We start from the raw sequence: 11840 nt of genomic DNA on the forward strand, positions 1-11840 counted from the left end.
AGATCACAGCAGCGTTGCGTCGAGCGTGATCGTTGCTGCTTTCAGTACGCGCGACACCGGACAGCCGACTTCAGCGTTGTGCGCCAGTTCGTCGAATTTAGCCTTGTCGAGTCCGGGTACCTTCGCCTTCGTCGTCAGGTGAATCTTCGTAATGGTGGGCGCGGCGCCGGTCTGGTCCAGCGTCAGCACGGCGGTCGTCTCGATCGAGTCAGCCGTAAAGCCGGCATTCGTGAACTGCGCGCTGAGCGCCATCGAGAAACAACCCGCGTGTGCCGCGGCGATCAGCTCCTCGGGATTGGTTCCCACTCCGTCGGCAAAACGTGCCTTGAAGCTGTATTGCGTGTCCTTCAACGTGCCGCTCTGGGTTGAAATTGTGCCTTTGCCTTCTTTCAGGCTGCCGTTCCAAACTGCGCTGGCGCTACGGTCCATAGTGTTCTCCTTCTGGTTGGATCTATTCCTTAATTACGGTAACTGGTTCGATGCACTCGCGCCACCGATGCGATTGAAAAATCCACCACTGCGCTAATCTTTCTGAATGCGTCCGATCCATGAAGCCGAATCTGCTCCAGTGCCACAGCCCGCCGTCTGCCCTCTTGAAGCTGAGCATCACTCGCGGTTCTGTCCCACGTGTTCTTCACGGCTGGAAGACCATCGCTGCAAACTCGTCTGCCGCACTTGCGGCTACTTTCTCAGTTGCGCTGATTTCTATTAGTGCTGCTCGGCAAAGCGATTGCAGGATTCTTTCCAGCGGGCGCGCCGGATGCGTTCAGGCTGCCTGGGCTGCGCACAGCCTGAAGTTTTCGCATTGCGTCGGTCGTTTTGGGTAACTCGCCCATTACGAATACTTATCATCTCCTCGAAGATTGTTTTCCGCATGGCAAAACGGCTTTATCCCAGTCATGTGATCAGGGTCATTTTGAGGCAATCATGCCCGGGAAACCGTCATCCAACACTCAATAATCCGGCAATAGGAGGAACTCGATATGAACCACAAACAGAGTGCAGTAGCCAAGTTCACGATCCTGGCTCTTCTTTCAACCGGAGGGGCGATGTTCGCTCAGCAGCAATCCACTCCTCCCCAGAACCAGACGCCTCCGGCCAGCGAGGCCCCGCCACCCAAGCAGGTGCCGCCGGCTGAGGCAAGTCCACCCACCACACCCACCACGCCGCCCGGTTCCGAGCAGCGACCGGAAGGACCTCCGGACGCAACGAACTCGACAACGCAACCGGACGCCACGAACCCGTCCAGCGACACGCAGGACAAGAAGCAGGACAAGAAACATAAGAAGGACAAGAAAGACGAGAACTCGCCTTACAACAGCAAGGGTGCGACTGCTCCTCCTCTCCAATAAGAAGACCTTGGCTTATTCGTATGCTGCCGAATAGGACGCTGTGCCGCCGGACACAGCGTTTTATTTCTAGTTCTCTCCTACCGAGGCTGGCGCTCGCTCGCCTTACGCGCGGCTTCAAATTCGTCGCCCGTGTTCCACTGGATGGTTGCGGGTGCGCTGATTGCCTCCCATCCAAGTTCCATGCCGAAGCGGTCCAGCTTGGCGTTGCCTCTGAAGTCCCAGGCGGCATGATAGTTGTCGGAGAAGTTGTGATAGTCGTGCTCGGTGTAGTCGTCGAGCACTTGTCTGCCCCACTCGGCGTCATGCCCTTGGAAGAGCACGCCCGTGCCTACCGAAAAGGCCGGTATCCCCACGCGGGAGAGGCTGAAGTGGTCGGAGCGATAGTAGTCACCGGCCTCCGGGTGCGGGTCGGGCACAATCGCCAGGTCCATGCCTTTTGCTGTGGCCTCGACCTCGGGATAGAAGCTTGTTCGTTGCGCTCCGTTCACATCCACCTGTTCTGGAATGCCTATGGGCAGAATCATGTCGTAGTTGATGTCAAGCGCGATCTGTCCGGCGGGAATCGGTGGATGCTGCCCCAGATATTCGGAGCCGAGCAGCCCTTGCTCCTCCGCCGTTACGCTGGCGAAGATCACGGAGTGTGGAGGCCTGACGCCCATGGCTGTCCACGCACGCGCCAGTTCAAGCAGCATTCCGCAGCCGGAGGCGTTGTCCGCCGCACCGTTGTAGATGTTGTCGCCCTTCATGCCGGGCACGAAGCCCAGATGGTCGTAGTGCGCGGTGTACATCACCGCCTGGTCTCTTCCATCGGCATTCGCGCCGGGCAGTATCCCCACGACGTTTGGCGACTCATAGGGCCGCACCTTGCTTGTGATGTCTGCTTTCAATCTGACGGGCAACTCGACGGCCTTGAATCCGCGCCTGCCCGCGGCGGCCATCTCGGTGTCGAGATTCATGCTGCTGGCCGCGAACAGCCTGCGAGCGACCTCAAGCTGAACCCAGCTCGCGGCTTCGAGCTGAGGATTTTTGTCGTCGCGCAGAAACGTCTTCTCGCTGGTGTTCGAGTTCTTCACCACGTCCCATCCGTAACTGGCCAGGTCCGTGCGGTGAATCACAAGCGCGCCGACTGCACCTTTGCGCGCCGCCTGCTCGAACTTGTACGTCCAGCGTCCGTAGTAGGTCAGGGTCTTGCCGCCGAAGAACCTGGGATCGTTCGAGGGCGGATCGCCCACGATGCACAGAATCACCTTGCCCTTCACGTCCACACCGGCGTAGTCGTCCCAGCCGAACTCGGGCGCTGTGATGCCGTAGCCGACGAAGACGATCGGCGCATCGACGGTCGCCTCCGGCGTCAGCGTCTCGTTCATCACGGTGTAGTCGTCGCCGAACGTGAGAGGCATGGCTTCGCCGTGCTCCGGCACGAACGCAAAGCTGGTCTTTTCAGGGACCACCTTCATCCCAACGAATTTGACCTGTTGAAAGTAGGTGCCGTTGTCTCCTGCGGGCTTCAGGCCATCGAGCGCAAACTGAGTGGCGATATATTTTGCGGCAATCTCGCTGCCGCGCAGCCCCGGCCCGCGCCCTTCCAGCAGATCGTCGGAGAGAAACTTCACATGTGCGCGGATGTTCTCGCCGTTGATCGAAGCCTCGGCCCTCTTCACCGTCGCCGGAACTGTCTGCGCGGCCAGTCCCATGGAAGCACACCAGAACGCTGCCCCGGTTATCAAAAGACGAACCTTCATCAGTCAACCTCCTCGAAAATAGCAAGACGCATGGCGTCCAGTTTAATCGCGCTGACATTCAACGCGGAACGGCCGCTGCAGACTCGGGCAGTCTGAGCGGCGTTACCTCCATCACGTTCAGCCGTTGAAGCACCTTGCGCGCCAATCCGGTCAGCGGCTCCTGCGCCAGCCGGTTGGTTCGTGTCCAGAAAAGGTCGCTCTTGGCCGCAAGCACGGCACGTCGCAAGGCGCGGTCTTCCGTTCCGCGCGGCGCGAACACCTGCACGTAATAGTTCGTGTTCGTGATGGAGTGGCGCAGGCGCAGCAGCGGCTCTCTGCCTGCGACCGCATCCTGCGGCAAGGGCGGCAGCTCATACATGCCAGCCATCAGGCTGGCGTCGACGGGGCGCCGTTCGAGCAGCACCTCAGTCAAAGTGCCGCGTTTGCGCAGGCTGAGCAGATAGGCGGCAGGCATACTGCGTTGGCCGCGCTTCTTTGGCGTAATGTGCTCGCCTCGTGTCCGGCACATGGCATACAGCGGACACTGCAGACACAGTGGCGCGCGCGGCAGGCAGATGGTCGCGCCAAGCTCCATCATCGCCTGATTGTGATCGCCCGCAGCATTGATCGTGCCCGTCACCTTGCGCTTCGGCACCAGAAGCGCAGCCTGCGTCTGCACGAAGGCGCGTCCTGCGGCGGTGCCTTCTTCATCCCGGCCAGTGATGCGCAGGAGCACGCGCTCGACGTTGCCGTCCACGACAGCGATGCTCTCGCCGAACGCGATGCTGGCAATCGCGGCAGAGGTGTACTCGCCCACTCCGGGCAGCGTGCGCAGCTCGGCTGAGGTGGCGGGCAGTACGCCGCCGCGCTCGCGCAGGATGAACTTTGCAGCTTTGTGCAACATGCGCGCGCGCCGGTAATAGCCCAGGCCGGACCACGCCGCCAGCACCGCCGACTCCGGCGCCAGCGCCAGCGCGACCAGCGTGGGGAATGCCCGCAGGAACCGCTCGTAATGTTCGAGCACTGCGGCCACGCGCGTCTGCTGGAGCATCACTTCGGAGACCCATGTGCGGTACGGGTCGTCAACGCCGCGCCACGGCAGGTCGCGCGCATGGCTCCGATACCACCCCATAAGCCTGCGCCGGAACAGCGCAATCTCCTGCTCGGTGCTGTCAAAAGACCGCTGTTCCGCTCCGTCTCTCAGTTGCTCGGGTTCACCCATCGCCTGCCAGTCTACAATCTCGGTCGGCTTGACGGTCTAAACTTGTCTTAGCCATGTTTCGCCAGAATCCTTCCCGGTCCGCCCTTGAACGCAGAGACTTTCTCAAACTCGCCGCGCTCGCGACAGGAGCGACGATGCTCCCGCGCACGACTCTCGCCCAGACCGGCGCTGTGACTACGCCCGCCAAGGCCCCCGCTGTCCCCAGCTTCCCCGGCAACGACCCGCGCTGGCAGCGCACGTGGGACGCCGCCGTCACCACGCTGACTGGCAATATCCGCACGCTGCCCCATTACAGCAAGCCTGTGCTCATCGAAGGCGCTGTGTATCCGGGCATCTGGCAGGAGTGTGGCCCACACGAGGGTCTCGTCTACGGCACGCTGGCGCAGTACATTCCGCAACAGCCCGGCCAGCCCGCGCCGCTGGAGATCGCGCGCAACAACCACATGGCGTTCTTCGCGCTTCAGCGTCCGGAGGGTTCGGACTCCGCAGGCCAGATTCCCGCAGCTATCAAGATGTCCGACGTGGGCTACGGCCAGATTCAGATGGTCGTCCCCATCGCCGCCACAGCGTGGGAGCTTTCGCAGCTCACCGACGACGACGAGCTGCTCGTCACCGCATACAAAGCCTGCTCTCGTTGGGACGCCTGGCTGCGCCGCTACCGCGACACGCGCAAGACCGGTCTGGTCGAAGGCTTCTGCACCTACGACACAGGCCACGACAACAGCCCGCGGTGGAAGGGCATCCCCAACCGCTGCCCGGACGCAGATGCGCGTAAGTGCCCCGATCTTCCGTCGATGCCGCGCCTGTGCCCCGACCTTTCGGCCACCGTCTATGGAGCGCGCGTTGCGCTGGCCCACATGGCCACGGCGCTTGGCAAACACGACGAAGCCGCCCGCTGGAAGGCTGATGCGGAGACCATCCGTAACCTCATCATCGAAAAGCTCTACGACCCCAAAGACGCCGCCTTCTACGATCTCGACGCCGAGAACAAGTTCGTCCGCGTGCGCGGCGACGTCATCACCCGTGTGCTTGGCGAGCACGTCCTCAAAATCGACAACGCGCGCGATAAATCCATCTTCGAGGCCGTCTGGACGCGGCAGATTCACAACCCGAAGGCATTCTGGGCGCCCTATCCACTGCCTTCCATCGCCATGGACGATCCCTCGTTCGTGCGGCCCATCCCGCGCAACAGTTGGGGCGGAGCGACGCAGGCGCTCACCGCTCTGCGTGCGCCGCGATGGATGTCCTACTACGGTAAGCAGGACGCGCTAGACCACATGATGCGGCAGTGGTGCGAAGCCATCAGCCGCCACACTGAGTTCCGGCAGCAGATGGACCCGCTCACCGGCGACTTTACGCAGGCCGACCCCAGCGGCTACTCGCCGGCCGCGCTCGTCTATCTCGACTACATCCGCCGCCTCGGCAAGCCTGCTGACGCATCGAAGCCCGCAGCGTAGCATCGTGGATGTCATGAAGACCAAAGGCCCCCGCAAGAAGATCACCCTCACCGACGAGCAGTTCACCGCCATCAGCCGCGCGCTCGCCGACCCGCGCCGCTACGCCATTCTCCGGCAGATCGCCGCTGCCGGGGAGATGGCCTGCTGCCGGCTCGAAGAGCATGAGGTCATCAGCCCGGCAACCATCTCGCACCACATCAAAGAGTTGAACGAAGCCGGTCTGGTTGAGGTCGAGCGCGAGGGCCGGGAAGCGAACCTTCGCGTGTGCCGCCTGGTCTTCGAGGCTTACGTTGCCCGCCTCGCGTCACTCTAAAACTTATGAATCCGACCAAAAGTCCCAACATCTATTTCGATGTATGTCGAACCATTCGACAAACGTCAAAAGGAGAAGGTACATGGGAAAGCTTGCAGGTAAAGTGGCAGTTGTCACCGGTGCATCCAAGGGCATCGGTGCGGGAATTGCCAGGGAACTCGCGGCCCAGGGCGCATCTGTCGTGGTCAACTACGCGAGCAGTAAAGAAGGCGCGGACAAGGTTGTGGCTGAGATCACTCAAGCGGGAGGCAAAGCAGTTGCCGTAGGCGGCAACGTGGCCAAGTCGGCGGAGATTGACGCGCTCTTCGCAGAGGCGAAGAAGGCTTTCGGCAAAGTGGACATCCTCGTCAACAACGCAGGGGTGTATGCCTTCTCGCCGCTCGACCAGATTACCGAAGAGGAGATCGCGCGCATCTTCGGAACCAACGTGGCCGGGCTCCTGCTCGCCACCAAAGCAGGTGCTGCGCTCTTCCCGCCCGAAGGCGGCAGCATTATCAACATCAGTTCGGTTGCCAGCGACACAACGCCGCCAGCCTCTGCAATCTACAGCGGCACCAAGGGCGCGGTCGATGCCATCACGCGCGTGCTTGCGAAAGAGCTTGGCCCGAAGAAGATTCGCGTGAACGCCGTCAACCCCGGCCCCGTCCTTACCGAGGGGTTTAAGTCCGGCGGCTTCGAGGGTTCGGACTTCATTAACCAGGCAGTGCAGGAGACGCCGCTTGGCCGCATCGGTTACCCCGACGACATCGCATCGGTCGTCGCCTTCCTCGCCTCCGACGATGCCCGCTGGGTTACCGGCTCGCTCGTTCAGGCCGCCGGCGGTCTGCGCTAAGCAACACGACGGAGCGCACTCGAACCCGCACCCGGGTCAGGGCGCTCCGCCTGCGCAGGCGTATCCTCACACTCATGCGGCTGTTCATCGGCATCGGTCTACCGCCGAAGCTGGCAGAAAGACTTGCACACGCTGCCCGCACGCTCGTTGCTGCCGGCGAACGTTCCCGCATCCGTTGGACGCCGCCCGAGAACCTGCACCTCACCATCAGCTTCCTCGGCCAGGTCGAGCCTGCGCGGCTCGGCGGCATCGAGCGGGCGCTGTCGCTGCTCCATTCGCCGCCACTACACCTTCAACTTGAAGGTCTCGGCGTCTTTCCGAACGCTGGCATCCTCTATACGCAAGCCAAACCCTCACCTGCGCTGCTCAGTTTCGCAGAGCAGGTCTTCCGCGCCATGGAAACCGGCGGCTTCTCCCGCGAGCCGCGCCCTTATACTCCGCACATCACACTGGCGCGCAGCAAAGGCCGTGTCCATCTGAATGTGCACGAGCAGTCGAACCCTGCCTTCCATCAGCGATTCGAGGCGCATGAATTCCGTCTCTACGAAAGCTTCACCTTGCCCGGAGGAGCACAGTATGAGATGCTTAGCGCCTTCTCTCTTGTCTGATTTCAGGCTGTGCGGTCTATGCGTGTGTGCGCCAATCAAACTCCTCGCCAACCTGATATAGACTTGCGATGATTCAGCCTACGGTAAGGAGGCCCCATGAAGCGTCGTAACTTTTTGAAGTCTGCTGCATCTGTCTTTCCCATCGCACTTGCGCAACCCTTCGCATTCGCCACACAGCCATCTGACGCTGCATCGAAAGATGCCCCGGTCGTACATTCGGGACGGGATCGGTTAGACGAAACTCATACTGGATTCGGCGGACTCCAGTTCAAAGTCTCCACTCAGGAGACCGGCGGCAACCTCTTCGTCGTCGAGCACAACAATATGAAGTTCGGTGGACCGCCTTTGCATCTCCACTTCGAACAGGAGGAGTGGTTCTATGTGATGGAGGGCGAGGTCCTCTTTCAGGTGGGGGAGAAGCGGGTCTTGCTCAAGCCCGGAGACTCCATCCTTGGGCCCCGCAAAGTTCCTCATGCCTTCTGCCCCACCGGGGCCACTCCGGGAAGAATGCTCATCGCCTTTACACCCGCAGGCCAGATGGAACGGTTCTTCCGCGACGCCACCACTCCATTGCAGAATGCCGCGTACTATCGCAGCCACGGCATGGAATTACTCGGACCTCCGATAAAGGCAACGTAATCCTGTAGTTCCATTCAGCATGCCTGATACTTCCAGTTCCGCGACTTCCCCTCGGCAATCCAAGCTACGGCCTGCTCCACCCGCTTCATCTTCGTCTCATCACGCTTTGCTTCGGTGATCCACGCGACGTACTCGCGGCGGCAGCTTGGGCTGAACTCCGCAAATACCTTTGCCGCCGTTCTGTTCTTTTTCAGCGCCGCAGCCAGCTCCGCCGGGACCTTCGGCTCGGGCTTTGCCTTGGCCTTGTCCCGCTTTGGAAACGTCTTGCCGCCGCCGTCCACGAACGTCATCGCCTGCCGGATGTACCCGAGCATTGCTTTGTCCTTCGGCAGGTCCTTCAGTCCGGCGATCTTGACCCATCTGGCCACTTCCTCAGTGCCCAGAGCGCCGTCCTGCTTCATGGTTGCGGCCACCTCCGCTCCCCACAGGCCGAAGCTGCAATGCTGCTTGAACGCGGCCATGTTGGCCAGAATCTGCCCACGATAGAGGAAGAACGGCATACTCCACTTCACCGTCTCTTCCACTTCCGGGCAACTCCGATGCACCAGTTCGCGCAGATGCTCCATCACCGGCTGTGCGAAGGGTGCGGCGTTGGCGATGTAGGCATCCACTCTCCGGTCGAATCCGCTCTCACTCATGCGCAACAGTCTAGCCTAAAGCGTATCCCCCTTCTTGGTCTTCGGCACAATCGGCTCCGGTTTGATGGGGTAGGGCGGGCCTTTGGCCAGCACGCTTTCGAGATCGGCGTCGTACTTGTAGATGTCGTCGAAGAAGTCCACCTGGCCGTCTTCGTCCACCCTCGCGGTCAGGTAGAAGATGACGACGGGCAGTTGTGTCTTGAGCAAGACCGTGTGGTTATCCGGGCCTTCGTTCATGGCGTCGTTCACCTTGTCGAGGTCCCAGTCGCCCTGTCCCTGGAGTACCCATGCCGCCAGATCCGCAGGCTTCTGCACGCGGACGCAGCCGTGGCTGTAGTCGCGCCGCGTGCGCTGGAACAGATAAACCTCCGGCGTCGAGTGCATGTAGACGTCGTACTGATTGGGGAACATGAACTTCACCAATCCGAGTGAGTTCTTCGGCCCCGGACGCTGCCGCACCAGAAAGTGGCCCCGGCCTACCTGCTGCGCGGTGTAGGCGGTCTGGACCACGCCGCGGCGGTTGGTCACTTCAAAGTTCTTCGATTCCAGATAGTCCGGGTCTTGAACGATGTGCGGCGCCAGCTCCTTCTGGGCAATGTCCACCGGTACGTTCCAGTAGGGGCGGAAGATCAGGTACTTCATCATGTGGGCGAAGACGGGCGTCTCGTGATCATCCTTCCCCTGTCCGTCGATGACCTTCATGGTGAAGTCCAGCTTGTTGTCCGCCGCGTAGCCGCGCAGCACAAACTCCGGCAGGTTGACCATCAACCGAGGATGCAGATACGGATCCGGCAGCCATCGCCAGCGTTCGAGCGAGTCCTGAAGCTGCGCGACGCGACGCACGAGCGGAACGTTGAGGCTGCGAATGGTCGCCGGGCCAAGCTCGCCGTCGGCTTCCAGGCCGTGCCGCTGCTGATAGTGCTTTACGCCGTCAGAGAGTACCTGGTCGAATCGCTCGGGATGGTCTGCTGAAATGGCGGCATCAGATGGGGCGTCGCCCTCTAGCTGCAACCGCGCCAGCAGCTCAGCAGCTGCGGGATAAGCACCGCCGACCGCGACCGTCTTCTTCACCGTCGGCAGAGGCTTTGCGCCTGCTTCGTCCTGCTGTTTGGCGAGCGCCTGATAGCGCACCAGCGCAGCTTCGGTGGCGCGATACTCATCCGAGTCCGGCTCGACTGAGACGATCAGCTTGGGCACATCAGCCGCATTCACCGCATTGTCTGCGACAAACTTTGCCAGATCGTACTTCTTATTTGCAACAGGAATATCGAAGCTGAAGTGCGAAGGGTTCACCCGGCCCATGTGCAGGTCGGAGATATAACGCATCACGTTGACCGTCATCGCCACGTCGAACAGTGAGATGGCGTCGGCGGACTTGCCCGAGAGGGCCTGGAGGCGGCTGCCCCAGCGTGAAGCGTCGTAGTCCTCCGGGAACAACCCCTTCGCGTCGGCGTGTTGAAACGCATCGATGAACCCTTTGGCCGCCGCGGTCGGCTCGCCGTCCTCGGTCCACGCCACGGCATAGTCTCGGTTTTCATAGAAGGACTGCACAGCGGAGGCGTAGTCAGAAAAGTTGGGCCAGCGCAGGTTGGGAACCTTTGCTGTGTTTACCTTTTCAGGTAGAAGCGTCTTTTTTGCCACCAACTGTTGAAGGTTTTGCGCGTACTGTGTCTCTCGATGTTTGCGACAACCACCGGCGAACAGCAAAGTAACAATCGCAGATGCGGCGCAGGCAGAGCGAAGCGAAGTCTTCATTCCGAAAAATCCATCCTTAAAACGCGGCCTGGCTTGCAAGGTACGCCGACTCATTATGCAGGAGTTCCGGGTCGAAATGCGGGTAAAGTTTTTACCGCAAATCGGTCATTGTGCAATGCCCGGCAGCACTGCCAGGCAGACAAGCGTCTGGGTCAGGAGGATAGCTCCAGCCAGCCCCAAAAACAGCTTCCGCTGCCGCGTCTCAAGTACATCGGCAAAGACGCCGCCGAGGAAGGTGAAGAGAAACGGCAACGCCCACAGCCACGGTCGGGAGACAGTCTGGGTGGTGATGACCGGAAACAGCAGCACCGTCATCGCCAGCGGAACGAAGTTGCCGAAGTAGCGACAGCGCCTCACGGTGAGGAAGAGGAACACAGCAACCACCGCTGCCACAGCGATGGGCGCATTCTGCGGCCCCAGAAAGAAGCGGTAGAAGCCGCCCAGCGAGAACGAGAGCCGCGCCGACCCCCCGGTAAATACGTAGCTGAACGGCGCGGGACGGAACGCATACGAGGCAAACAGGATCAAGAGCGAGCCGACCGCGGAGTAGATGAGGACCTCCATCACGTAACTGCGCCGCCGCTCCGCCAAATAGAGCATCAGCACTAACGCAGCCAGCCAGCCGATGATCGCTGCCAGAATATGCGCCGTGGCTGTCAGCCCCATCGCCACAATCAGCAGCGCGATGCGCGGACGCCACCTGCGGCGCGGGCCCTGCATGGCGTGGGCTACGCCAATCGCCGTGTAGACCAGTCCATAGAGCCCCCACATGGCCAGCATGTCGTTGTTGGGCGCAACCGCCGACCGTACCACCTCGGGACAGAAGCAGTAGAGCGCCAGCGCGAAGAAACCGCCCTCGTTGCCGAAGAGCCGCCGCGCGACCCACCACAGCCCCGCGCCCAGCCACACGGCAAAGAACACAAAAGGCAGGTGCAGCAGGTACTTCACGCTGAAGAGTTCGTGCCGCGCCTCCCACGTAGAGCCGTTCAGGGTGCCATTGGTGTAGAGCCGGTCGGCCGGTTTGCGCAGATGGTCCACGCCGAGCATCACCAGCCGCTGCGTGGTCAGCGGGAGCCCGGCTGCGCGATAGGCAAAGGTGCCGTCGCCGTCCATGTTGCCGCAGGTGGTGAAGTATCCGGCCAGCGGAGACGGGCGTTCCCACATCTGACGTCCGCACATGGCGTAGCGATAGTCGGCGGGCGAGAGCTCCTGCCGGTTGACAACCCAAAGGCACTCGGCCAGAAACAGCAGCAGCAGCAGCGCAGCCAGCCGCTGTGGGCGGCCAATCTCAATCTTCCAGAAC

Annotated in this window: 12 protein-coding genes; 6 read left to right on the forward strand and 6 right to left on the reverse strand. The window is 61.4% G+C overall.

The genetic code is table 11. From position 1 onward, the window contains the following. Nucleotides 1–3 precede the first annotated feature (3 nt). Nucleotides 4–429, reverse strand: a complete 426-nt coding sequence (locus tag VFU66_RS12315) for an OsmC family protein (protein ID WP_326446557.1) — start codon at nt 427–429, stop codon at nt 4–6. Nucleotides 430–983: 554 nt separating this feature from the next. Here VFU66_RS12315 and VFU66_RS12320 point away from each other — a divergent pair. Next, nucleotides 984–1352, forward strand: a complete 369-nt coding sequence (locus VFU66_RS12320) for a hypothetical protein (RefSeq protein ID WP_326446558.1) — start codon at nt 984–986, stop codon at nt 1350–1352. A gap of 77 nt (nt 1353–1429) precedes the next feature. Here VFU66_RS12320 and VFU66_RS12325 read toward each other — a convergent pair whose 3' ends face one another. Further along, nucleotides 1430–3094 carry a M28 family peptidase gene (locus VFU66_RS12325; RefSeq protein WP_326446559.1) on the reverse strand — a complete coding sequence of 555 codons (1665 nt, stop codon included), beginning with the start codon at nt 3092–3094 and terminating at the stop codon, nt 1430–1432. 58 nt (nt 3095–3152) lie between these two features. Further along, nucleotides 3153–4295, reverse strand: coding sequence for an A/G-specific adenine glycosylase (locus tag VFU66_RS12330; RefSeq protein WP_326446560.1), 1143 nt, complete (start codon nt 4293–4295; stop codon nt 3153–3155). Nucleotides 4296–4429: 134 nt separating this feature from the next. Between VFU66_RS12330 and VFU66_RS12335 the strand changes: the two genes are divergently transcribed. The 5 genes from VFU66_RS12335 to VFU66_RS12355 all read left to right on the forward strand — a co-directional run bounded on the left by VFU66_RS12335 (nt 4430) and on the right by VFU66_RS12355 (nt 8144). Further along, a complete protein-coding gene (locus tag VFU66_RS12335; protein WP_326446561.1) occupies nt 4430–5752 on the forward strand; it encodes an MGH1-like glycoside hydrolase domain-containing protein in 1323 nt (440 codons plus the stop codon). Between the two features lie 13 nt (nt 5753–5765). After that, nucleotides 5766–6065, forward strand: coding sequence for an ArsR/SmtB family transcription factor (locus tag VFU66_RS12340; protein WP_326446562.1), 300 nt, complete (start codon nt 5766–5768; stop codon nt 6063–6065). 82 nt (nt 6066–6147) lie between these two features. Next, nucleotides 6148–6897 carry a glucose 1-dehydrogenase gene (locus VFU66_RS12345; RefSeq protein ID WP_326446563.1) on the forward strand — a complete coding sequence of 250 codons (750 nt, stop codon included), beginning with the start codon at nt 6148–6150 and terminating at the stop codon, nt 6895–6897. Nucleotides 6898–6971: 74 nt separating this feature from the next. Then, on the forward strand, nt 6972–7505 hold the full coding sequence (thpR, locus tag VFU66_RS12350) for an RNA 2',3'-cyclic phosphodiesterase (RefSeq protein ID WP_326446564.1): 534 nt from the start codon (nt 6972–6974) through the stop codon (nt 7503–7505). 96 nt (nt 7506–7601) lie between these two features. Beyond that, nucleotides 7602–8144, forward strand: coding sequence for a cupin domain-containing protein (locus tag VFU66_RS12355; RefSeq protein ID WP_326446565.1), 543 nt, complete (start codon nt 7602–7604; stop codon nt 8142–8144). 14 nt (nt 8145–8158) lie between these two features. On the opposite strand, the gene VFU66_RS12360 is transcribed toward VFU66_RS12355, so the two are convergent. From VFU66_RS12360 to VFU66_RS12370, 3 genes are all read right to left on the reverse strand, one after another. Further along, nucleotides 8159–8782 (reverse strand): YdeI/OmpD-associated family protein, encoded by a 624-nt coding sequence (locus VFU66_RS12360; protein WP_326446566.1) that lies wholly within the window; start codon nt 8780–8782, stop codon nt 8159–8161. Between the two features lie 15 nt (nt 8783–8797). Then, nucleotides 8798–10423, reverse strand: coding sequence for a L,D-transpeptidase family protein (locus VFU66_RS12365; protein WP_326446567.1), 1626 nt, complete (start codon nt 10421–10423; stop codon nt 8798–8800). A gap of 219 nt (nt 10424–10642) precedes the next feature. Further along, nucleotides 10643–11840, reverse strand: a 1198-nt coding sequence (locus VFU66_RS12370) for a glycosyltransferase family protein (protein WP_414649435.1), incomplete at its 5' end; no start/stop codon positions are given.

The organism is Edaphobacter sp. (assembly GCF_035763405.1).
GTDB lineage: Bacteria > Acidobacteriota > Terriglobia > Terriglobales > Acidobacteriaceae > Edaphobacter.